The 22,694-nt window shown below is 54.0% G+C and carries 18 protein-coding genes; 2 read left to right on the top strand and 16 right to left on the bottom strand.

The features are described from left to right. Positions 1-22 precede the first annotated feature (22 nt). Complete coding sequence (locus EDM57_RS01230) at positions 23-946, top strand: sensor domain-containing diguanylate cyclase (RefSeq protein ID WP_122902966.1); 924 nt, start codon at positions 23-25, stop codon at positions 944-946. A gap of 94 nt (positions 947-1,040) precedes the next feature. Here the strand turns inward: EDM57_RS01230 and EDM57_RS01225 are convergent, their stop codons facing one another. The 14 genes from EDM57_RS01225 to EDM57_RS01160 form a co-directional block, all read right to left on the bottom strand. Next, complete coding sequence (locus EDM57_RS01225) at positions 1,041-1,868, bottom strand: MraY family glycosyltransferase (RefSeq protein ID WP_246005704.1); 828 nt, start codon at positions 1,866-1,868, stop codon at positions 1,041-1,043. Between the two features lie 232 nt (positions 1,869-2,100). Then, a complete protein-coding gene (gene pruA / locus EDM57_RS01220) occupies positions 2,101-3,648 on the bottom strand; it encodes an L-glutamate gamma-semialdehyde dehydrogenase (protein WP_122902965.1) in 1,548 nt (515 codons plus the stop codon). A 250-nt stretch (positions 3,649-3,898) separates the two neighbouring features. Then, complete coding sequence (locus EDM57_RS01215; protein WP_122902964.1) at positions 3,899-4,966, bottom strand: CamS family sex pheromone protein; 1,068 nt, start codon at positions 4,964-4,966, stop codon at positions 3,899-3,901. Positions 4,967-4,997: 31 nt separating this feature from the next. Beyond that, on the bottom strand, positions 4,998-5,885 hold the full coding sequence (locus tag EDM57_RS01210) for a WD40/YVTN/BNR-like repeat-containing protein (protein ID WP_122902963.1): 888 nt from the start codon (positions 5,883-5,885) through the stop codon (positions 4,998-5,000). A 62-nt stretch (positions 5,886-5,947) separates the two neighbouring features. Next, positions 5,948-7,954 (bottom strand): NAD-dependent DNA ligase LigA, encoded by a 2,007-nt coding sequence (gene ligA, locus EDM57_RS01205; protein WP_122902962.1) that lies wholly within the window; start codon positions 7,952-7,954, stop codon positions 5,948-5,950. A 34-nt stretch (positions 7,955-7,988) separates the two neighbouring features. Continuing rightward, complete coding sequence (gene pcrA / locus EDM57_RS01200) at positions 7,989-10,334, bottom strand: DNA helicase PcrA (protein ID WP_122902961.1); 2,346 nt, start codon at positions 10,332-10,334, stop codon at positions 7,989-7,991. 101 nt (positions 10,335-10,435) lie between these two features. Beyond that, the gene (locus tag EDM57_RS01195; RefSeq protein ID WP_122902960.1) at positions 10,436-11,269 is read right to left on the bottom strand and encodes a VanW family protein; all 834 of its coding nucleotides are present in this window, start codon (positions 11,267-11,269) and stop codon (positions 10,436-10,438) included. Positions 11,270-11,464: 195 nt separating this feature from the next. After that, positions 11,465-12,484: a galactose/methyl galactoside ABC transporter permease MglC gene (gene mglC / locus EDM57_RS01190; RefSeq protein WP_122902959.1), complete on the bottom strand. Its 1,020-nt coding sequence runs from the start codon at positions 12,482-12,484 to the stop codon at positions 11,465-11,467. 19 nt (positions 12,485-12,503) lie between these two features. Next, positions 12,504-14,021, bottom strand: a complete 1,518-nt coding sequence (locus EDM57_RS01185) for a sugar ABC transporter ATP-binding protein (protein ID WP_122902958.1) — start codon at positions 14,019-14,021, stop codon at positions 12,504-12,506. Positions 14,022-14,185: 164 nt separating this feature from the next. Further along, entirely contained in the window at positions 14,186-15,262 is a 1,077-nt protein-coding gene (locus EDM57_RS01180) for a galactose ABC transporter substrate-binding protein (RefSeq protein ID WP_122902957.1), read from the bottom strand. Positions 15,263-15,385: 123 nt separating this feature from the next. Further along, positions 15,386-16,363 (bottom strand): substrate-binding domain-containing protein, encoded by a 978-nt coding sequence (locus EDM57_RS01175; RefSeq protein WP_122902956.1) that lies wholly within the window; start codon positions 16,361-16,363, stop codon positions 15,386-15,388. A 4-nt stretch (positions 16,364-16,367) separates the two neighbouring features. After that, entirely contained in the window at positions 16,368-18,134 is a 1,767-nt protein-coding gene (locus tag EDM57_RS01170; RefSeq protein WP_122902955.1) for a sensor histidine kinase, read from the bottom strand. Next, entirely contained in the window at positions 18,131-19,750 is a 1,620-nt protein-coding gene (locus EDM57_RS01165) for a response regulator transcription factor (RefSeq protein ID WP_122902954.1), read from the bottom strand. The genes EDM57_RS01170 and EDM57_RS01165 overlap by 4 nt, the downstream gene beginning before the upstream one ends. A gap of 107 nt (positions 19,751-19,857) precedes the next feature. Further along, positions 19,858-20,076, bottom strand: a complete 219-nt coding sequence (locus EDM57_RS01160) for a geranylgeranylglyceryl/heptaprenylglyceryl phosphate synthase (RefSeq protein ID WP_246005703.1) — start codon at positions 20,074-20,076, stop codon at positions 19,858-19,860. 294 nt (positions 20,077-20,370) lie between these two features. Between EDM57_RS01160 and EDM57_RS01155 the strand changes: the two genes are divergently transcribed. After that, complete coding sequence (locus EDM57_RS01155) at positions 20,371-21,153, top strand: geobacillin-26 family protein (protein WP_122902953.1); 783 nt, start codon at positions 20,371-20,373, stop codon at positions 21,151-21,153. Between the two features lie 402 nt (positions 21,154-21,555). Here EDM57_RS01155 and pcrB read toward each other — a convergent pair whose 3' ends face one another. Together pcrB and EDM57_RS01145 are read right to left on the bottom strand one after the other, a co-directional pair. Further along, entirely contained in the window at positions 21,556-22,242 is a 687-nt protein-coding gene (gene pcrB, locus EDM57_RS01150) for a heptaprenylglyceryl phosphate synthase (protein ID WP_122902952.1), read from the bottom strand. A gap of 17 nt (positions 22,243-22,259) precedes the next feature. Beyond that, entirely contained in the window at positions 22,260-22,550 is a 291-nt protein-coding gene (locus EDM57_RS01145) for a YerC/YecD family TrpR-related protein (protein ID WP_122903015.1), read from the bottom strand. Positions 22,551-22,694: the final 144 nt, after the last annotated feature.

Here is a 22,694-nt window from a genome sequence, read left to right as displayed (position 1 = left end):
CTACAATCAGGAGACTACACATATGGCTAAGCTTGATATTACAACAATCATCAGTCAGCACAGCAACATTTTGACCAGCTTATTTCATCACATGTCGGACATGTTTTTCCTCATGGCGGTAGAAAAAAACGCCAATGGGGATTATCAGTTCCGGTATGTCTTAATGAATCCAGCCGCTATGAAGGGAGCAAATCTGGGTGAGGACACCTACGGAAAATTGATAGAAGAAGTATATCCTCCGGACAAAGCGGACCTGCTCAACAGCATGTACAGACAGACAGTGGAAGACGCAAGCCCCACCCACTTCACAACAAAAGGCGACATGATCGGAGAGTCGATTCTCTCTCCCGTCTTCAACTCCGATGGGGTATGCACTCACGTTTTTTCCGTGACCAGGGATATTACCGAGCGCAAAAAACTGGAATGGCAATTGGAATACATGGCCTACCACGATGTGCTTACCGGCTTGCCAAACAGACGTCTGCTGTACGAAAATCTCCAGCAATCTTTGGAAAAGGCCAAGGAATCTGGCGAAATGGTCGCCGCCCTCTATCTCGATTGTGACCATTTCAAGCAAATTAACGATACGTTGGGGCATGATGCCGGGGATACTTTTCTGCAAATGCTCGCCCAGCGCCTTCAGGCTTGTGTCCGCGAACAGGATATGGTCGCTCGCTTGGGGGGAGACGAATTCGTCGTCATTCTGACAGGCATCCAGAACGAGCGTCAGGCGGAAAAAGTCGCAACCCGGATTTTGCATTCGCTGCAACAGCCGTGGAGCTTTCGGGGCCAGACTTTCTCCGTTACGTCCAGCATCGGTATCGCGCTTTACCCTGTTTCCGCAAGCGAAGCGGACCAGTTGCTGAGCAATGCGGACAAGGCTTTGTACAAAGCGAAAGAGACGGGACGCAACCAGTTCTTTTTCTTCGATCCCGCACAAAACTGAGCCGTTCGCCGTTTTATGAATCGTTTTCGGCTGCGCCAATTCATTGGCGGCCGCTCTTTTGCCAAAGGCTTCATCACGTTAAGGCAATAGCAATCTACCCGTATAAAAACAGAAATACGGACAGAATGGAAAATAGCAAGCTCACCAGGTACAGGACGACGACCGTCTGTTTGGCCGACAGGCCAAACGACATCAGCCGATGGTGAACGTGCCTGCGATCTGCCTGGTACATCGGTGAACCGGCCAGCAGCCGGCTAATTATCACCTGAAGCGTGTCCACGACGGGCAAGCCAAGCGCCAGCACCGTCACGACCAGCGAGATGAGCGTCGCACCTTTCATTGTGCCCTCCAACGAGATTACCCCCAGCGCAAACCCCAGAAACATAGCCCCTGCATCCCCCATGAAAATTTTCGCGGGATAAAAATTAAACCGTAAAAAAGCAAGTGCAGCTCCCGCCAGCGCAACCGCAAGCAGAGCAGTCACTTCCTGCCCCTTTGCCATGGACAGGAAAAACAAGGTGATTGCGGAAAAGGATGTCGCCCCGGCCGCAAGCCCGTCCACCCCATCCAAAAAGTTCACCATGTTGATAAGTCCCACAATCCACAACACCGTCGCCAGCAAGGAAACCAGTACCGGAAACGAAACGTATGTCCCTTCCTCCGCTCCGAGCCAGGTCAAGCTGATACCGCGAAACCGGATATCGAAGAGAAAAGCCAGAACGGCAACCGCCAACTGAACCAGCAGCTTCGGCAAGGCAGGAAAATCTTTTTGCCGGGCTTTGAAGGCGTCGTCCACCCAGCCGATCGCCACCAGCAGCAGACCGCCAACTGCCAAAACTGCCACCGTTTTTTGCGCCCCTGCAAAAAAAGTTGTCACCAACAGCAGCCCGACAAACATCGCCAGCCCGCCGGACAAGGGCATAGGCCTTTTGTGTCCTTTCCTTCCTCTGGGAATATCCAGCAGCTTCGTTTTCCACGCCAAACGGTATGCTAACGGCATCAGCAAGTAGACGAGAAAAAATGTCGAGAGCCCTGATGCAATGTAAGTAAACAGCTGCGCTCACCTGCCCGAACATCATTTTCTACCCTTTAGTGTGGACAAAATGAGCGCAAAAAAGCCGCCCCCGTTTGGAGGCAGCTTTGCGGTGTGTTTTTTACAGTTTTTCCGAAACCAGTTTTGCCTGGGTGAACAGCAGCAGGTAGTCTGGGCCGCCCGCTTTGGAGTCGGTACCGGACATGTTGAAGCCGCCGAACGGATGCACGCCAACCAGTGCGCCTGTGCACTTGCGGTTGAAGTACAGGTTGCCCACGTGGAACTCTTCACGAGCGCGCTCCAGGTTTGCACGGTTGCGGCTGATAACTGCGCCAGTCAAGCCGTACTCGGTGTTGTTTGCGATTTCCAGTGCATGGTCAAAATCGTTGGCTTTGCAGAATGCTACTACCGGGCCAAAAATTTCTTCCTGCATGATGCGCGCTTGCGGATCTACGTCAGCAAATACGGTTGGCATGATGAAGTAGCCTGTTTCTGGACCTTTTTCGCCACCTGCAACCAGTTTGCCTTCTGTTTTTCCGATCTCGATGTATTCGAGAATTTTGTTGTACGCTTTTTCATCCACAACTGGACCTGTGTAGAAGTCGTTTGTTCTCACGTCGCCTACAGTCAGTTGCTTGGTCAGCTCTACTACGCGGTTCAGCACTTGATCGTACACGTCCTGGTGAACGATTGCGCGAGAGCAAGCGGAACATTTTTGACCGGAGAAGCCGAATGCGGAAGTGACGATGGATTGGGCAGCCAACTCGATGTCGCAGTCGTTGTCAACGATGATGGAGTCTTTACCGCCCATTTCCGCTACCAGACGCTTCATCCATTTTTGGCCTGGGCGATGTTTCGCAGCCAGCTCGTTGATGCGCAGACCTACGTCACGGGAGCCTGTGAAGCTGATGAAGCGAGTCAGCGTGTGCTCTACGAGGAAGTCGCCGATTTCGCTGCCGGAGCCTGGAACGAAGTTCACAACACCGGCTGGTACGCCAGCATCTTCGAGAATTTCCATGAATTTCGCTGCAATAACCGGTGTAGTGGAAGCAGGCTTCAGCACGACGGTATTACCCGCTACGAGCGCTGCTGTTGTCATACCGACCATGATCGCCAGAGGGAAGTTCCATGGCGGGATGACTACGCCTACGCCGAGTGGAACGTAGTACAGCTCGTTGTCCTCATCCGGAATGCGTGTCAGTTCATGGCGTTGGGACAGTTTATCCATTTGACGGCCGTAGTATTCCATGAAGTCGATAGCTTCTGCTGTGTCCGCGTCAGCTTCTGCCCAGCTTTTTCCGGCTTCTTTTACCAGCCAGGCAGAGAATTCATGCTTGCGGCGGCGCAAGATGGCTGCTGCTTTATAGAGATAGCGGGAACGCGCTTGCGCAGGAACCTTTTTCCAGGTTTCGAAAGTGCTGGCTGCGGTTTGGATCGCTTTTTCAGCCAACGCCTGGTCTGCCTGGGAAACAACGCCCACTACTTGTTCTTTGTTGGAAGGGTTGATGGATTTGGATTTTTTCTCGGTTGTGATGCGCTCTCCACCAATGATGAGAGGGTACTCGCGGCCAAGCTCGCTTTCTACTTTGGCGAGTGCTTCTTCAAATGCCTTTTTATTTTCCGGCAGGCTAAAATTGGTAAACGCCTCGTTTTTGAATTCAACTTGCATTTGGTGACGCCTCCTTATCAATTTCTTCCTGAGATCACTCATAAAACATATGCAAGGATCATACCAACCTCAAACTGAATAGCTCGACTTCGATAGTGTTTGCTTTTTTCGCGAAAAACAACAGCCAAGTTCAGAAAGCGATAATCGACACTTTTGTTTACAATCTGCTCAAATCATATACACTTTTGTTCACATCTTGCACAAAAAGCCCGATTCGCACTTGGTTGGTGCAAATCGGGCTTCTCTCCCTCTATTGGCGATAAAGATGCATATACGGATCGCCGGATGTCGGGCGAATATAGATCGCCAGCGGTTTGTTCATCGACTGGACGTACAGGTTGACGTGAACACTTTTGTCGAACAGTTGGTTGATACTTCCGGCGGCATACTGCGTAAACTGGAGAACCTCCGTCCGCGAGTCGTACTCCGCCGTGGCCGTAATCGTCAGCTCGGTCAGTCTGCCGTCCATAAAGCGTCCAACGCCTGTCATGCCGACGTACTCCCCGAAATAAGCCTGCGCTTGCCGCATCAGCTTGTCGTACTGCAACGATTGCTGAGCGTATTTTTTTTCGACATCCGCGCTCGGAAACAGGAAAAATTCCTCGTTGATCGGCTGCCACTTCGATACAGCCGACTCGTTGGCCGCCACCGTTCCCGACATGATGAAATGGCCCGGCACGAGCGATGAATTGGCCTCTGGCACCTGATACAGCAAAATCAGCATCGGCACATTCGGCGCGCTCACCCGCAATGCCGAAACGATGGTGGAAGCAAGCTGCTGGCCTTTTGCTTGCAGTTCCTGCTGGGTGTACACCATTTCTTTGCCCGTCGCGTCCTGATAGTTCGGCGAGACAGACAAGCCCAGCACCATCCCGGCCAACTGTTTGTCTTTTTTGTTCAGGTAGTCATGCTCCAGTACGTGTACGAGGATACCGTTTTTCTGCTGCCCGTTTGTGCCGCTCGCTTTTTCCTGGGCAATCCATTGTGTCACCTGTTCTTTTTTCACCACTTGACCTTCCTGGAAATAATACTCGGAGGTCGGGAACGTATCGCGGGCAAACTCCATCAAGCCCAGTTCCAGGTGGCTGAAATCAATCCGGTATCTCGTACTGTTGAGCATGCCGCGCGTCAAATTCGGTTTGTACGGCGTGATGCTGCCGTAGTAATCCTCGGATACTTCCACTACTTCAGACAAGGATGGCGCGGTAGGCTCGGGCGATTGAACCTTGCCCCCTGGCAACAACGAACAGCCAGCGGTCGCAATCGCGAGCACAATCGCAGCTATGTACCTGCATCCTGTCGAAAACTTCGCTTTCATACGCTACTCCTTTTGTCTTGAAAAAATGGGACTAGTTCCATTTGGTCCAGCGATTGTCGCTGAGCTTGTAGATCAGCGCCGATTCGCCGATTCCCACCCATTTTGTATCGCCGCCGCCTGAGGCGATGACGATCAGCTTTTCCGGTGAGCGCGCATCAAGCAAACGCCACTCTCCGTCGATTTTTTCATAGACGCCTTTTTCCGTTGCGACAGCGAGAACGCCAGTGCGCCTGTTCACAGAGAGCGAATAGATTTGCTCTGCTTCCGGAATCTCCTCTGTCTTCCACTGCCCCTCTTCATTATAGAGCAAGCTGAATTGTGCGGCTACATAGAGACGATTCTCCTTCGGGTCAAAATCCATGGCATATACTTCCTGGTCCATCGGCTGCCAAAGGCTCCACGTCTCTCCCTTGTCCGTCGACTGGTAGATGCCTTCACCCGATACAAAAGCGAACAGGCGAACTTTTTCCCCCTGACGCGTTCCGGCAAAGCTGCGAATCTGGGCAGGTTCAGGCAAGCCGTTGCTCGCCGGGGTCCAGTTTTTGCCGCCGTCAGTTGAGCGTCGTACTCCTTCGTTTCCGCCGACATAAATGTGCTCGGAATCTTCCGGGTCCACAAACCAGCCGACGATGTCAAACTGCTCCAATTGCGGAGAAAGCAGGCCCCACAGGCCTCCTCCAGTGGAACTGTACAGTCCCGCATGCGTGCCCACCCATACATATGCAGCATCGGGGGTCATCGCCAGCGTGTGAATCGTCTCTCCCTTTTCCAAAACGTCCTGATAGGTCAAGTCACCTTGCAGAGCAGCCGCCATAACCGAAGAGGGAGCCGACTTTTCCTGCACGTTTCCGCTGTCGCTGCAACCGCCCAACAGCAGCACTGCCACTGCTCCTATTCCCCATCGCTTAAAGCTATTCATGCTCCTCACGTCCCTTCCCTGGCTCATCCGTCTGTCGCCACTGTTTTCTTTACAGGCGCTTGTTATTTGAGAATCTCCAAAAATCCGGCTTCGTCCATGACAGGAACGCCCAGTTTTTCAGCCTTCTCCAGCTTCGAGCCGGCTTTTTCTCCCGCAATGACCAAATCGGTCTTTTTGCTGACGCTGCTCGTCACCTTGCCGCCCAGTCGGACAATCGCTTCCTCTGCCTCCTGACGAGACATTTGCGAAAGCGTTCCTGTGAGGACGATTGTCTTTCCGGAAAACGGCAAATCTGCGCCAGCTTCAACGCGCACGCCTTTGTACTCCATGTTCACGCCGGCTGCCTTCAGCCGCTCGATAACCGCCTGTGCCTGCGGCTGGGCGAAGTAGTTGATGAGGCTTGCCGCCATTTTCGGCCCGATTTCGTTAATTTGCGTCAGCTCTTCCTCGGAAGCTTGCATGATCGCGTCGATATGGCCAAAATGCTCGGCCAGCACGCGCGCTGCCTTGGCTCCGACCAGGCGAATGCCAAGTCCGAACAGTACGCGTTCCAGCGAGTTTTGCTTGCTCGCTTCAATGGCTGCCAGCAGGTTGTCTACCGACTTCTCGCCCATGCGCTCCATGGAAAGCAGGACATCGCGCTTTTCATGCAGGTAGTACAGGTCTGCCACGCTGTGAATGATGCCGTCGCGATACAGCTGCGCCACCACTTTTTCACCGAGTCCGTCGATGTTCATCGCCGCGCGGGACACAAAGTGGATCATGCCTTCGCGGATCAGCGCCGGACACATCGGATTGATGCAGCGCAAGGCGACCTCTTCCTCCAGCCGCACCAGTTCGCTGCCGCACTCCGGACAATGCGTCGGCATGGCAAACGGCGTCTCGTTTCCGGTTCGGCGCTCCGGCAGCACTGCTATGATTTCAGGGATGATGTCGCCCGCTTTTTTCACGACGACGTGGTCGCCAATCAGCAAGCCCTTTTCCCGGATGATGTCCTCGTTGTGCAAAGAAGCGCGCTTGACCGTCGTGCCCGCCAGGCTGACCGGCTTCAAAAGGGCTGTCGGTGTCACGCTCCCGGTTCGTCCTACCGACACTTCAATGCCTTCGAGAATCGTGATCGCTTCCTCCGCAGGAAACTTGTAGGCAATCGCCCAGCGCGGACTTTTGGCTGTGTAGCCCAGTTCCTCCTGCTGCGCGTAGCTGTCTACCTTGATGACCATGCCGTCGATTTCGTAAGGCAGGCTCGGGCGTTTTTGCGTCCAGCTGTCGATAAAAGCGAGCAGCTCCTCGATGTCGTCGAAAACGCGGCGCTCCTTGTTCACCTTGAATCCAAGCGATTCGAGCAGTTCAAGCCCCTCGCTGTGGGACTCGACAGTCTCGCCTTGCAGCTCGCCGATGCTGTAAATGAAAGTGTCGAGCTGACGGGAGGCGGCAATTTTCGGGTCGAGCTGGCGCAGTGAGCCTGCCGCCGAGTTGCGCGGATTGGCAAACAGCGGCTCCCCGCGCTCTTCCCGCTCCCGGTTCAGCTTTTCAAAAGCAGCCTTGGGCATGTACGCCTCGCCGCGCACTTCCAATGTCAGCGGCCTGGTCAGTTTGAGCGGAATCGAGCGGATCGTTTTCAGGTTTTGCGTAATGTCCTCGCCTGTCGTCCCGTCTCCGCGAGTCGCTCCGCGGACAAACATCCCGTTTTCGTAGTGAAGGGAAACAGCCAGCCCATCGATTTTCAGCTCCGCCACGTAGCGCACAGGCTGGTTGCCTACTGCCTGGCGGACGCGGCGGTCGAAATCTCTAATATCCGCTTCGCCAAAGGCGTTGCCAAGACTGAGCATCGGCGTCTTGTGCACGACCTTTTCAAAGAATGGCAAAGGCTCCCCTCCCACGCGCTGGGTAGGAGAATCCGGGGAAGCCAGCTCCGGGAACCGGGTTTCCAGCTCGATCAGCTCCCGCATCAATTGATCGTATTCCTGGTCGGTAATCTCAGGCCGATCTTCTTCATAGTAAAGACGATTATGCCGTTCAATTCGTTTCGCCAATTCCTTGATTTTTGTTTCCGCCGTCAATCGATCCATCTTGTTCATCCTTTACTTTAGCGATAGTTCTCCCTTATGCCCGCTGTATCGGTGCGAATTTTGCAAGCAGCTTCTTGATGCCAGTCGGGCTTGGAAACGCGATGTCAAGCTCCATGTCGTCGCCTGTCCCTTTGACCTTGACGACAGTGCCTGTGCCCCATTTGCCGTGCTGCACCCTGTCTCCGACCTTCCAATCCACTCCGGCACCCTGGCCGTGGCCAGGCAGCTTGTCGCCAGCCTGCATGCCCGGACGGGAAAACGTTGCCTGTGAGCCTCCGGCAAAGCGCTGCGCCATGCCCGGCTTTGTCATGCCGAAGCTGCCGCCGCCCCCTCGCGAAGTCGCAGAGCCAAATGCTCTCGCCCCTGAATCGCGTTGCCCGAAAGCCCCGCCGCGACTGCCGGCAAAGCTCTGATCGGCGCTTGCAGGATTTCCTTCCAAAAGTTCCGCTGGGATTTCCTGTAAAAAACGCGACGGCACGCTCACATTCGTCCGGCCGAACAGCGTCCGCATCCGTGCACACGTCAAGTACAACCGCTCCTCTGCCCGGGTAATGCCCACATACGCGAGGCGGCGCTCTTCCTCCATCTCGACGTCGTCAAACAACGCACGGCTGTGCGGGAATACGCCTTCCTCCATACCGACGAGGAACACGACAGGAAACTCCAAACCTTTGGCGCTATGCAGCGTCATCAGGACAACCTGCCCGTTTTCCGCTGCTTCTTCTTTTTCCCCGTCTTCCCCGAGCGAGTCGATGTCCGCGACCAGTGCCAGATCGGTCAAAAACGCAAGCAAGCTCTTGTCTTCGTTTTTGCGCTCAAACTCCTGCGTCACCGAAAGAAACTCATCGATGTTCTCCAGTCTCGCCTGCGCTTCGAGCGTTTTATCCTCTTTGAGCGAATCGCGGTACCCGGAGCGCGTCAGCACTTCCTCTACCAGCTCGGTCACGCTCAGGTAGTCGGTCATCTGCATCAGGTTGGTAATCAGGTCGTTAAACGACAAAATGGCATTTGTCGTGCGCGCCGGCAGCCCCATGTAGGCGACCTCCTGAATCGCCTGATACAGCGATTGGCCGTTTGCATTGGCGTAGGCTTGCAGCTTCTCGACCGTCGTGTCCCCGATATTGCGCTTGGGCACGTTGATGATCCGCTGCAGGCTGATGTCGTCGTCCGGGTTTGAGATGAGGCGCAGGTATGCCAGGATGTCCTTGATCTCCTTGCGGTCGTAGAACTTCGTCCCGCCGACGATGGTGTACGGAATGTTCGACTTGATGAACACATCCTCCACCACGCGGGACTGGGCGTTCGTCCGGTACAGGACGGCAAACTTGTCGTAGCGCTTGTACGTCGGCAACTGCTTGCGGATCGTATCGACGATGAAATACGCCTCGTCGTGCTCGGATTCGCCCTGGAAGCACGTGATTTTGTCTCCGCCCGGATTTTCCGTCCACAGCTTCTTTTCCTTGCGCAGCTTGTTGTTGGCGATCACCTGGTTGGCTGCCTGCAAAATCGTTTTCGTCGAGCGGTAGTTTTGCTCCAGCTTGATGAGCTTCGCTTCCGGATAGTCTTTTTCAAAGTTGAGGATGATGGAAATATCCGCTCCCCGCCATTTGTAGATACTCTGGTCGGCGTCCCCCACGCAGCATACGTTGCGGTATTTGTCCGCGAGCATGGAGATCAGCATGTACTGGGCGCGGTTCGTATCCTGGTACTCGTCGACGTGAATGTAGCGGAATTTTTTCTGGTAAAATTCCAGCACTTCCGGCACTTCCTTGAACAGGCGAACGGTCGTCATAATCAAGTCGTCGAAGTCCAGCGACTGGTTGCTTTTCAGCTTTTTCTGGTACGCCTCGTACACCTTCGCCACGACCTGCGCAAACGGATCGCCTGCGAGTCTGGCATAAGTGGCCGGGTCTGTCAGCTCGTTTTTCGCTCCGCTGATGGCCGCCAAAATCGAGCGAGGCTCATACTGCTTCGGATCGATGTTCAGCTCCTTCAGGCACTGCTTGACGACAGACAGCTGATCGCCCGCGTCAAGAATGGTAAAGTTGCGGCTGATGCCCATTCGGTCAATGTCCCTGCGCAAAATTCGCACACATAGGGAGTGAAACGTCGACAGCCACGTATCCTGCGCTGCCACGCCGCCAATAATTGCCGCCACGCGGTTTTGCATCTCCCGCGCCGCCTTGTTCGTGAAGGTAATGGCAAGAATGCTCCATGGCGCCACCTGCTTTACGCTGATGAGATACGCGATGCGCTGCGTCAGCACCTTGGTCTTGCCGCTGCCCGCTCCGGCCAGAATCAGGACAGGGCCTTCTGTCGTCAGTACGGCTTCCCGCTGCTGCGGGTTCAAGCCTGCTGTAATTCGCTCTGCTAAAGACATATGTATAAGTCCACCTTTCCACGTTCCCTAGACGAGTGCATATGTTCCTATTTTCGCACAGAATGGAGTCGAGTGCCAGTTGGGATCGTGAACAGGAAACATCATCCTCCCGACTTTTGTCCGTCCGCAGCAGATGGGCCTTCCTGCAGCAGAGGCTCATACATCATCATCGCGCGATTATCCGCTACCCATTCCTCGCCGATCCACTCCCCTTCCAGCGTGTATACGTGGCGGTACAGCCGATTGGAGCGCTCGTATCCTCCCCAGATGGCAGGCTGGATGGCGTGATCTTTTTCCACGATCTCATACTTTCGTGTCGGCGGCATGTCGGATCGCCACTCTCCGACCAGATGCGTGTCCGTCACTCGCACATGAAGAGAAAACGTTTGCTTGGTCTCGTTTGCGATCTGCAGGTCGAGGTAATTGTAAAAGCAGGTCGCTCCGCTCCCGAACGGCTGTGTGCGCCCGGCGTCGGGAAAGACGTCGTAGCTGTGGCGGTGCCGCTCGATCACTGTAAGCGGGGTGTGCAGTGTCATCCAGTAGAGCAGATTGGACAACTGGCAAAGCCCGCCGCCGACGCCAGCCGTCACCCGGCCGTGCGACAGCACCATTCCGTCCACGTATCCTTTGCGCCGGGTCGGCTTGCCAATCGTCCGCCAATAGGAAAAAGTCTCGCCTGGCAGAATCTTCAGGCCGTCCAGACGGCGGACCGCCAGCCGCAGATTGGTCACTTTGTTGTGCTGCATCCACATCTCCACATCTTTCAACTCACGCAGCAGGATCGTCTGGTGGCGCATGTGGACATACGGCAGCGGCTCACTGCACCTCTTCTTCGCATAGCGCCTGCCCCCAAACCACCACTCGCACCACCGCTTCAGCCGGTAATAGCTGATGCCTGCCGCGAGCCTCCATTTGCCTCGTGTTTTCGGTCTCATTGGGTTCCTTCCTTGCTTTCCGAGAGATTTGTTTGCTCCATTGTAACCGGAGTTGCGACACTTTTCCATCCACTGGAAAACAGCGTATCCAGACGTCGCGGCACATGTCATGCCCGCCCGATAAAAGGCTGGTGCCCCGCCACGCAAAACGCCCCCGACTCCGCCATAGCGCGGACGGATCGGGGGCTTTGAACGTTATTTTTTCGCCAAATATTTGCGGATGTCAAAAGCGACGGCTGCCACGATAATCAACCCTTTGATAATCAGCTGCCAGTACGGATTGACGCCGATGAACGTCAGGCCGTAGTTGATGACCCCAAAGATGAGGACACCTGCCAGGACGCCGGGAACGGTACCGATCCCGCCCGAGGTGGACACGCCGCCCACCACGCACGCCGCGATGGCGTCAAGCTCGTACATGTTGCCGTAGTTGTTGGTCGCGCCACCTGTGCGCGCCGCCTCCAGCACGCCGCCCAGACCGTAGAGGCCCCCGGCGATAGCGTAGATGATTATCAGATTCAACCCTACGTTGATTCCTGACACCGTCGCCGCCTGAATGTTTCCGCCGATGGCGTACATGTTTTTGCCGAGCCGCGTCTTGTTGAAGACGACCCAGACGAGTATGGAGACGACGATCGCGATGATGACGATGTACGGGATCGAATACGGGCCGCTCGGTCCAATAAAGCCGGTGCCCAGTTGCCCGAAGTCCTGGCGCAGCCCGCCTATCGGCTGGGACTGGTTCGGCTCCATGTCAAAGTAGATGGAGTTGACCCCGTAGACGATGACCATCATACCCAGCGTGGCGATGAACGGAGGGACGCTGAAACGAGAGACGATGATTCCGTTGATGAGCCCGACAAGCAGGCCAGCCGCGATGGCGATCAGGATCGGCACCAGCAGCGGCAGGTCCGGCAAATCCGGGAAGAAGCGACGCGGGTAATTGGGGTCCTGCAGCAGGGAGGCTGAGATAACGGCGGTCAACCCGACGACGCGCCCTGCAGACAGGTCTGTTCCTCCTGTAATCAAAACAAATGCCGCTCCCAAAGCGATGATTGCCCGCGTCGACGACTGCAGCAAAATATCCCGCAGCGTCGTGATCGAAAGAAAATTGGTGTCGTAGATGGCAATCCCCGCGATGAGTACGACCAGAACGATATAGATGGCATTCTGTGTCACGAAGCTCTGTATTTTCTTTTGTGTAATAGCGTTCATATGAGTCCTCCCTCTCTGGTCAGCCCAAATGCATGGTAGCCAGTCTCATGATTTCTTCTTCGGTCGCTTCCGCTCCATCAATGACCCCGGAGAGCTGTCCGTTGCTCATGACCATGATGCGATCAGACATTCCGAGCAACTCCGGCATCTCGGAAGAAATCATGATAATGCTTTTGCCTTGCTTGGCGAGGTCTGCAATGATGGTGTAAATCTCGTACTTGGCCCCGACGTCTACGCCGCGGGTCGGCTCGTCCAGCAGCAAAATATCCGGCTCCGTCAAAAGCCACCTGGCAAGCAACACCTTTTGCTGGTTGCCGCCGGACAGGTTTTTGATGAGCGCCTTCATCGACGGCGTCTTTACCCGGAGCTTCTCGATGCTCTGGCTGACGTCCTCCCGCCGTTTGCGTTCGTCAAGCAGAAAAAAGCGATTCTCGTACTTGGCCAGATTGGCAATGACGGTGTTTTCCAAAACGGGCAGCACGGGGATGATACCCGTCACCCGCCGCTCCTCTGTCAGCAAGGCCATTTTGTGATTTTTGGCCTCCCTGGGCGAACGGATTCGCACTTCCTTGCCGTGCAAATACACCTTCCCCGCACTGATTGAGCGCAGTCCGAACAACGCCTCGATCAGCTCTGTCCGTTGCGCCCCGACCAACCCGCCGACGCCGAGAATTTCCCCCTTGCGCAGCTCGAAGGAGACGTTGCGGAACGAATTAGCGAATGCCGACGTCAGACCCTCGACCTTCAGCAATACATCCCCTGGTGTATTGCTCCGCTGCGGGTACCGCTGCGTCAGATCGCGCCCGACCATTTTTGAGATAATCAGATCGGTCGTCAGCTCGGCTGCTCGCCAGGTGCCGATCAGCTTGCCGTCGCGCATGATGGTCACGTCATCGGAAATTCGCAATATTTCTTCCATTTTGTGCGAAATGTAGATGATCGCGACGCCCCTGCTCTTCAGTTCGTGGATGATGGTGAACAGCTGCTCCACTTCGTTTCCGGTCAGCGAGGAAGTAGGTTCGTCCATCACAATGACCTTGGATTGATACGAGACAGCCTTGGCGATCTCAATCGACTGCACTTTGGATACCGAGAGATTGCGCACGATTTCATACGGATCCAGATCCATCCCCAGATCGGCAAACAGCTTTTTCGTATCGCTTGCCATTTTCTTTTCATCCACAAACGGAAAAGGACCAATCTTTTTGACGGGAAATCGGCCAAGCCAGATGTTTTCCATCACATTGCGAAAAGGAACGGGGTGCAGTTCCTGGTGGATCATGGAGATGCCGTGCAGCAGCGCTTCCTTGGAGCTGTTCAGCGTCACGCGCTTTCCGTTGAGCTTGATTTCGCCGCCGTCCGGCTTGTAGATGCCAAACAGGCATTTCATCAAGGTAGACTTGCCTGCCCCGTTTTCTCCCATCAAGGCGTGCACCGTTCCTGGCCGCACTTTCAACGTGACGTTGTCGAGTGCCTTCACACCGGGAAATTCTTTGGATATGTTGTTCATCTCTAGCAAATAAGCGCTTTGAACCATGCCGATGCCTCCTCGCTTACGGAAAGTCGAACCCTCAAAGCCTCCTCACTCCGGCAGGATGCGGGTGCGGCCCTGTAAGCAGGAAAAAGCAAGAGAGACAGATCGATTTCGTTCATCAACCGACTCTCTCGCTTTTTCTCGTCCCCTGCTGCCAGCTGAAAGCTCTATTTCGCGTCGTTTATGTTTTCTTTGGTGATTTTTTTGTACGGCACCCAAACGTACTTGCCGTCCGTAATGTCGAAGCCGATCATTTCCTTGCTCGGCGTTTCGCCCTTCGCCAAGGCTGTCGCGATGTTCAGTGTCGCCCGGCCCTGGCTGTTCGCATCGTTGAGCACCGTTCCGAGCAGCGTGCCTGCTTCCAGCTCCTTGAGCGCCGGAGCCGTAGCATCTACGCCGACGACCGGTATGTACTTGCCGTTCGTGAAGTATCCGGCTGCCTTCAGTGCTTCGATCGCGCCCAGCGCCATGTCGTCATTGTTGGCCAGCACAGCTTCGATCTTGTCACCCGCTGCCGCGAGGAACGCCGCCATTTTTTCCTGCCCTTTCACGCGATCCCACATCGCGGTATCTTCTGCCACTTTCTCCACCTTGATGCCTGCGTCCTCGATCGCCTTGACGGAGAATTTCGTCCGCAGTTCCGCATCCTGGTGTCCGGGCTCGCCTTTCAGCATGACGTACTGCATCACGCCGTCCTTGTTTTTGTCCGCTTCCGGATGAGAATTCCAGAAGTCGACCAATAGCTGGCCAGAGATCGTACCGGACTCTTCTGCCTTCGCTCCCACGTAGTACACTTTGTCCCATTTTTGCATATCCTCTGGCATCGGCTCGCGGTTGAAGAAGACGATCGGAATGTTCGCCTGCTTCGCCTTGTCGATGATAACCCCTGCCGCCGTCCGGTCTACCGGGTTGATGGCGAGAGCGCTTACTTTTTTGTTGATGAACAGATCGACCTTGTCGTTTTGCGTAGGCTGGGCATTCTGGCTGTCGACGATGTCCACCTCGGCCTTGCCCTCCGCCGCTTTGGAAATGGCATTGCGCACACCTGTCATAAAGGTGTCGTCAAACTTGTAGATGGCAACACCGATTTTCGGATTGCCCTCCGAAGCTGCGGGCGCCTGGGCAGCTGGTGCAGTTGAACTGCCGTCTCCCCCGGAGGCAGGCTGCGAACCTGTCGATTGGGAACAGCCGACTACCGAGAGAGTCATCGCGGCGACCAGCGTACTAGCAACTAGCTTTCTCATGAAAACTTCCCCCTTTATTCCCTATGTGTACATCTTATATATACAGAATGTAAACGTTTTCCATTTCGGATTCCATCGAAAATCCTGCGCATTTTTATGAAAATTCTCATCATTTTTACTTCGTTATTTGACGAAAGGAAACAGGAGCTTCTGGTTTTCGGACCAGAACATGTTTTCCCGGTCGATGACTTTCGTACCCGTATCCACCCGGCTCGGCACCGGGCGTCCTTCGCTTGCGTCCAGCGCGTATTTGACCCCAAGGTAGCCCATGGAAAACGGCTTCTGGATGATCGTCGCGGAAATGACCCCTTCCTGCAAATATTCCAGCACCTCTGACGGGTTGTCGATCGCCACGATCTTGATCTTTTCCTGCAAGCCCATTTTCTCGATCTCTTCCGCCACGTCGACTGCCGTGCTCGCATCCAGCGCAATGATGCCCTGGATCTCGGGATAGTGCTGGAACAAGTCGCGGGTCAGCTCGCCAACCAGCTTTTTGTCCAGCTTGCCGTATTCGGCGGACACCAGCTCCACGTGCTTTTCGCCTGCGATCACATCGCGCACGCCCCTTTCCCGGCTCACGGCATTCGCCGTGCTCCTGCCTGTGCCCATCAAGGCGATCTGACCGCTTTTTCCGATCAACTGAATCATCTTTTCGCACGCCTTTTTGCCCATATCGTAGTTGTCGGTGCCGATGTAGCTCTTCACGGCTGTCTGCTGCCCCTCCGTGTCGAGCGTGATGATCGGGACGCGCGGATTGGTCAGCGCGATCGCCTCCTGCAGCACCCTGTCTCCGCTCGGCGCCACCACCAGGGCGTCGTAACCGTCGAGCGCCGCCTGCCTGAGCAGCTCCATCTGGGTCTGCGTGTCTTCCTCGTAGTCCGGCGCGTAAAAGTTGAGGTTGAGATCGTACTCCTTGGCCGCCGTCTCCGCCCCCAGCTTCACGGTCCGCCAGTAGTCGCCATGCTTCATGCGCACGATCAGCGCCACGGTCTTTTTCCGGCCCGGATGCGCCTCGTCCAGCCGGGAATCGCAGAAGGTAAAGGCCGCGACTGCGACGGCCAGCAACAGCGTGTATATGACATAACGTTTGATTGTCTCCATATGGTCAGCCCTCTTGTTCGTCATCGCGCAGGTACGGCAGCCATACCTTGACTGTCGTCCCGACTTCCAGCTCGCTCTCGATCTCAAGTCCGTACTCTTCGCCGAAGGTCAGTCGGATGCGCTCGTTAACGTTTTGAATGCCTACTCCTGATCCGCCCTCGCTTTTATACCCTCCCGCCAGAACCTGTTCGCGCACATGCGGCGGCATCCCAAGGCCGTTGTCCTGGACCACAAAGAGCAGCTTGCCTTCGCACAGGGAAGCGGATATTCGGATATGCCCCGGATCAGCCATCGGCTCGATTCCGTGGTAGATCGCGTTCTCCACGATTGGCTGCAGAAGCAGCTTCAACGTTTTACAGGCGAGCACTTCCTCCCGGGCTTCGATCTCGTACTCGAACTTTTGCTTGTAGCGCATTTTTTGAATGATGAGATAATTTCTGACGTGTTCGATCTCCTCCTGTACCGTGATGATGCTCTTGCCTCGGCTCAGGCTGATGCGGAACAGCTTGGACAAGGACGTAATCGTCGTGATGACGTCTTCATTTTTCCCGATGCCGACCATGCGCACGACGGAGTTCAGCGTATTGTACAAAAAATGCGGATGGATCTGCGCCTGCAGCACTTCCAGCTCGCTCTTGCGCTTGGCTTCCTGCTCGCGGATGATCTGGTTCATCAGCTCCCGAACCTTGGCCATCATCAGGTGAAAGCGCGCAGACAGCTGCTCGACCTCATGGCACCCGCGGATCGGCTCGTTGACGGTGAAGTCGCCTTGCTCCACCCGTTCCATCGACCGCTCCAGCATCATGATCGGCCGCGAGATTTTCGCAGAAATGTAGGAGAGCAAAAGCAGCACGATGACGAACACAAAGCACAGCAGCCAGATCAAAAAGCGGCTGATCTCGCTTTTCATCGTCGCAATCTCGTCCATGTACGAGACGCCGATAATTTTCCAGCCCAGCTGATCGACGGTCTTGATCGTAATCAGGCGCTGCTCTCCCCCGGAATCATCCACGTAGCTGCCGTAGGAATAGCGAAGCGGCAGCGAGCGATTTTCGTTCTTCAACCCTACGTAAACAAGCTGCTGCTGCGGATGGTACACGATGTTGCCGACCAGGTCGATGATGTAGACGTACCCCTTTTTGCCCAGTCCGACCCGCTGGCACAGGTCGTCGATCTCCTTGAAGTTCACGTCGACCAGCAACACGGCGGGGATGTCTCCTCTGTCCCCCTTGATCGTGATGCCCCTGCTCATGGAGACGACCCAGGTGTACTCGCCCTTGAACAGGTTTTGAATGTGCGGCAAGGAAAAGGACAGGTTGTTCGGATCAGCGACAGCCGACTGAAACCAGCTCTGCTCCGCAAGCTCGCTGTTTTTGCGCATCGGCTTGGCGGGCGTCCCGATCAACAGCTCGCCCGTGCGGCTGAACACGGCAATCGAGACGATGTCCTTGCGTGTCTCAACGATAGCTTCCAACTGCTCGGTCAGCTTCTCCAAGGCTACGCCCTGGCTGCGCCTGATCTTGTCGTCGACCAGTTCGAAAATTTGCGTCGTTCCGTTCAAATAGCTGTCCAGATTGTATTTGACCTGCTCAAGAATCTGCTGCGTATTCAGGTAGGCATTTTGCTCCGCCGTCTCTGTAAATTTGCTGTACAGCATCACGCCGACAAACAGCACCACAAGTACCGTAACGAGAGTGAAGGACGTCGTGATGATAAACTGGATGCTCTTGGCCTTGATCGCGTCTACCACGCCCGACAGGAGCCTTTTCATCGCATTTCCTCTTTTCCGCTATTTCCTCTGCTGTTGCGGTATTCTTTGGCCGACAACCCGACGTGCTTGCGGAAGCAGAAGCTGAAGTAGTTGGCATCCGAATAGCCGACCCGCTCGGCGATCTCGAAGGTCTTCAGATCGGTCGTGAGAAGCAGCTCCTTTGCCTTTTCCATGCGCAGTTGCAGAAGATAGGACACGAAGGTCATCTTGGTTTCCCGTTTGAAAATGCTGCTGAAATAGCCGGGGCTGATGTGCAGCTCGGCGCACACCTTGTGGATGGAAATGTCCGGTGACTGGTAATGCTGGTGCGTGTAGGCGATCGCCTGGTCGACGAGCCGCTTGTACGTATTGTTGCGCCCGCTGGCGATGCTGTTCATGATTTTCCGGCATATGTCGATGATCCAGCTTTTCGCCTCCTGCACGCTCGTAAATGTCGTGATCTCTGCAAGCAGGTGCGTCTGTCCGCCAAGCAACCGATCCATATCCAGTTCGGCGCGCTGGGCGGTTTTCAAAATCGTCGTCATGATCTCCAGCAAATAAATGCGATAATCGTGAATCGAAACATTCCCTTCGATGACGTCGGCGAACAGTTCGTCGACCACCGTGTGCAGTTCTGTCTCCGTCCCCATCTTGATGCAGCGGACCAGATCGTGCTCCTTGCGTTCATCGAAGCGCACGCTGGCTCGCGGCTGCGATTCGACGTCATCGATAAAAATGAGCCGGTTGTTGCCGAGAATTCCGCGATAATCGAGCGCAAGGCCGGCGTCCTCGTAAGAATAGGATAGCTGTGTCACATCAGGGACGACCGTTCCGACCCCGACCGTCACAGTAACGCCCAAATATTTTTCCACCAGACGCCGGATTTCCTCAGCCAGCCCTTGCATCAGGTGCTCCAGCCGCTCTTGTTCGCCCGTTTCCTTTTGCAGAAGCAGCACGACCAGATCGTTGTGCAAAAAGACGAGCCCCGCATACGATCCGAGCTGAAGCTGCTCCTGGGCGATGTTTTTCACGGCGAACTGGAGAATCTCTGCTTCCTCTTTTTTCTTCAGGTCCAGCGAGATGACCGCCACGAGAAATTCACTGCCTTGCAGGGCCACACCGTATTCTGCCGCCTTTGTCCAAATGGCCTCGCGCGTCAGCCGGCGAGTCAGCAGCGAGGACAAAAAAACTTCCCGCAATACCGGCAAGCTTTTTCGGTAGCGCTCTCGCAGCAGCTGATTGTTCTCCCGTTGAGCTGCTTCCTCGTCCATCCGGTTCTTCACCTTGACCAGCGCGTCGATCAACTCGACGGCGGAAAACGGCTTGAGCACGTATTCATCAATGTAGAGCTTGACGGCCTTCTGGGCGTATTCAAACTCGTCAAAGCCCGTGAGAATGATAATGCGGGTCGCGGGAAACTGTCTGCGCACGGCTTCCGCCAGCTGCAAGCCGTCCATAAACGGCATCCGGATATCGGTCACGACCACATCCGGCCTAAGTCGCTCCACGAGGTCGAGCGCTTCTTTGCCGTTCTCGGCCTTTGCCAGCACTTCAAATCCGTATGCGTGCCAGTCAATCTCCTGACTGACCCCTTCTCTTACATCTTCTTCGTCATCTACCAAAATCAATTTGTACATAAGCACCCCCCGCTGATTTACATGTACAACGAGGGCCGAGGGAACTCCTGCCGATTAGGGCTTGTCGAAGCTGGTTGCGTAGGTAAAATTTCCCTTATCGTCCACCTTCAATCTCGATACGTGGAGGGAAAGATCCACCCGGGATTGCCCAAATTGAGGACGAGGGGGAGCAAATACGAATAAAAGCCCGGCATCACGGCATCGAGCGAGGAAATCTCCAGGACGGTCGGGACTGCATAGCAGCGAATGTGGGGCATCAGCTCCAGCGCATTGTCAAATGTGACACCGTAAGTGCTTCTGACGATTGTCTGTGCCCGATTTGGCAAATTACTTTCAACTCCTCGTCGTCAACGATTTTGTCCGGGGCCAGTTTAAACGCGAAAAATAGGGGCTTGTCTTGTGCCTATCTCTTGCGTGGCATTCAGGTCTGAGAGCCTCTTCCATCGTCTGAAATAGATACGCTCTATTCAATAAACTTGTCTTAATACGACAGAGGTTAAAAATGCCAACAACTATAAATTCTTTTTTTATATTAACTATTATTTGACATATATCCAGATTTCATTTATTTTGATTATATGGAATTAAAATATAAAAATACAAATAGGAGGGATTTTGGTATGTTTGGATTAAGAAAAAATTTCATGAAGATTGCTTCAACGGCTGTTATTACCACTTTTACTTTTACTGCCATGCTCGCTCCGATAACCGCAGCTAAGCAAGCAAACCTAGAATATGTGAAGACACTGAACGAAGAACTCCAAAAGCTGGATGGGTTTGCTGATGAGAATGTTCAAATCGAGTATATTACAGAAGATGAGCGTGTCAGGGAGACGAAAGTTACAACAGATAATGAAGTGGTAATCACCCGACTACACAAAGATACCAATGTATTAGAAATCGAAACAAATGGCGATATTACAAGCATCGATATAGACGATTACGCCGAAAAGAAAAGGTCTGTAAAAGCATTGGCTATTTCCCCAGATGTCGAAAACAGTGTAGCATCTTACGAGGGAAGCTATGAAATTTACTACGATTATTATAAAAATCAAGATTTTTGGGCTCTCCAATGGGAGGGTGAAACTATGACAACATTTGAAAATAACAGTAATGATGATGATTTGGGGGATTTTGCTGAAGCTATCGACAATCTAAGAAATCTTGAAGAAAATTTAGCAACTGCAATTGCTTGGGGTGTTCCTGGCGTTGGGTTTTCTGCCGTAATCGCAGCGATATGTGTAAATCCCCCTCTAGCACTTACCGTTGGTATTATGGCAGGTATTGCTGCTGCCTTCGCTTTGACAAGTGTATGCTTAAATATCATGAATGACATGATTCCTCATGAGAAAAAAGCCGCTCGAGCATTTAATAGTATTGACCCTTCCGAACCTTCAAAGTGAATTTTAAAAAAAACGAGCAATCCATACTTTTGATGGATTGCTCGTTTCACATATATCAGATATCCTAAATAAACGAGGTGAAGATAATGACAATTTTGGAAGTCTTCTACATGCCTGTAATAGTGGCTCTTCTGCTAGCTGTTGCGTTTAATTTAAGGAGCATAGTCAAACAAAACGACAAAATCATTAAGTTGCTAGAGGATTTAAAAAAATAAGAATAAGCAGCCTAAACCGCCAGAATATATACAAATTCGGCGGTTTCTTTTCGACCATCATCCCTTCATTGTCGCCGTCGCCGGTTCGCACACGAAGCTGCGGTCCAACCCAGTTTTCCAAACCGTGTCCCCACAAAAAAGAGAGAGCCTCCCCTCATTGGTGGCTCTCGTCTTCTGTCTGCTATTGTTAACCCTTCACGGCAGCCACCGTCGCCAAAGCTGCTTGCAAATCATCATAAATCACGTTCCCCACAACGACCGTGTCGGCAATCGCCGCCATTTCCGCCGCTTGCTGCGGAGTGCGAATGCCGCCCCCGTAAAAGACATGGGCTTCGTCCGCTCCAGCCTTGCACGCCTTGACGATCGCAGGATCGCCGTACGTGCCGCTGTACTCCAAATAAACGACAGGCAGACGGCAGATTTTGGTCGCGACTTGCGCGTATGCTTTCGCTTCTGCGGCGTCCGCAATCGGCCGCGCGTGCGTCAGCTTGGCCGCACCTGCTGCGGGATTGGCGATGAGATAACCTTCCGTAATAATCTCGTCCCAGTGAATATAGGCGCCATATGTTTTCAGTCCGGTGACATGCGGCGTAAACATCCAGTCGGGATCACCCGCATTCAGCACGAGCGGAATCAGATAGGCATCAAAACCGGGGACGACTGCGTCGAGCGAAGAAATCTCCAGCACAGCCGGAACGGCGTAGCGGCGGATGCGGGACATCAGGTCGAGCGTGTTGTCGAATGTCACGCCGTACGTACCGCCGACAATAATCGCGTCTGTACCGGACTCGCAAACAAGCTCCAGCGCCTCGTCGTCAATGGTTTTGTCCGGGTCCAGCTTAAACGTATGGCGCCAACTGCGATAGTCAATCAACGTTGCCTGCCTCCTAGCTATTTTCCAATGCGCTCCAGCGCCATCTGATAACCGTCGTTGCCGTAGTTCAGGCAGCGCTTGACGCGGGAGATGGTGGCTGTGCTGGCCCCTGTCTCCGCCTCGATCTGGTTGTAAGTAAAGCCCTTGCGGAGCATGCGCGCTACCTCCAGCCGCTGCGCCAGCGACTGCATTTCGTTTACCGTGCACAAATCGTCAAAAAATTGATAGCATTCTTCAATGGTTTCCAGAGACAGAATCGCTTCAAAAAGCTGTTCAATCCCTTTCCCCTTCAGTTTTTCCAGTTGCATGTTCGTCACCCCGATTATGATCTCCGCCTTTTGGACGGTTTCTCGCTGTACAATTTTCAAGCACTAAAGCTTTCTCATTAATCTTAGAAGAAACCGCCTTCATCCGCAAGACCCAATCCCTACTGGTGTGAGTCAAGCCATAGT

The sequence above is a fragment of the Brevibacillus gelatini genome, from assembly GCF_003710935.1.
GTDB classification, from domain to species: domain Bacteria; phylum Bacillota; class Bacilli; order Brevibacillales; family Brevibacillaceae; genus Brevibacillus; species Brevibacillus gelatini.
This window is presented reverse-complemented; position numbering and strand designations above follow the sequence as displayed.

What these genes read in the sequence shown, in the direction of transcription:
- EDM57_RS01170 (WP_122902955.1), bottom strand. Translation starts at nt 18,134, where the DNA reads ATGAAAAGGCTCCTGTCGGGCGTGGTAGACGCGATCAAGGCCAAGAGC.
- EDM57_RS01165 (WP_122902954.1), bottom strand. Translation starts at nt 19,750, where the DNA reads ATGTACAAATTGATTTTGGTAGATGACGAAGAAGATGTAAGAGAAGGG.
- EDM57_RS01195 (WP_122902960.1), bottom strand. Translation starts at nt 11,269, where the DNA reads ATGAGACCGAAAACACGAGGCAAATGGAGGCTCGCGGCAGGCATCAGC.
- EDM57_RS01225 (WP_246005704.1), bottom strand. Translation starts at nt 1,868, where the DNA reads ATGCCCTTGTCCGGCGGGCTGGCGATGTTTGTCGGGCTGCTGTTGGTG.
- EDM57_RS01210 (WP_122902963.1), bottom strand. Translation starts at nt 5,885, where the DNA reads ATGAATAGCTTTAAGCGATGGGGAATAGGAGCAGTGGCAGTGCTGCTG.
- pcrA (WP_122902961.1), bottom strand. Translation starts at nt 10,334, where the DNA reads ATGTCTTTAGCAGAGCGAATTACAGCAGGCTTGAACCCGCAGCAGCGG.
- EDM57_RS01155 (WP_122902953.1), top strand. Translation starts at nt 20,371, where the DNA reads ATGTTTGGATTAAGAAAAAATTTCATGAAGATTGCTTCAACGGCTGTT.
- EDM57_RS01175 (WP_122902956.1), bottom strand. Translation starts at nt 16,363, where the DNA reads ATGGAGACAATCAAACGTTATGTCATATACACGCTGTTGCTGGCCGTC.
- EDM57_RS01180 (WP_122902957.1), bottom strand. Translation starts at nt 15,262, where the DNA reads ATGAGAAAGCTAGTTGCTAGTACGCTGGTCGCCGCGATGACTCTCTCG.
- mglC (WP_122902959.1), bottom strand. Translation starts at nt 12,484, where the DNA reads ATGAACGCTATTACACAAAAGAAAATACAGAGCTTCGTGACACAGAAT.
- ligA (WP_122902962.1), bottom strand. Translation starts at nt 7,954, where the DNA reads ATGGATCGATTGACGGCGGAAACAAAAATCAAGGAATTGGCGAAACGA.
- EDM57_RS01185 (WP_122902958.1), bottom strand. Translation starts at nt 14,021, where the DNA reads ATGGTTCAAAGCGCTTATTTGCTAGAGATGAACAACATATCCAAAGAA.
- EDM57_RS01145 (WP_122903015.1), bottom strand. Translation starts at nt 22,550, where the DNA reads ATGCAACTGGAAAAACTGAAGGGGAAAGGGATTGAACAGCTTTTTGAA.
- EDM57_RS01215 (WP_122902964.1), bottom strand. Translation starts at nt 4,966, where the DNA reads ATGAAAGCGAAGTTTTCGACAGGATGCAGGTACATAGCTGCGATTGTG.
- pruA (WP_122902965.1), bottom strand. Translation starts at nt 3,648, where the DNA reads ATGCAAGTTGAATTCAAAAACGAGGCGTTTACCAATTTTAGCCTGCCG.
- EDM57_RS01230 (WP_122902966.1), top strand. Translation starts at nt 23, where the DNA reads ATGGCTAAGCTTGATATTACAACAATCATCAGTCAGCACAGCAACATT.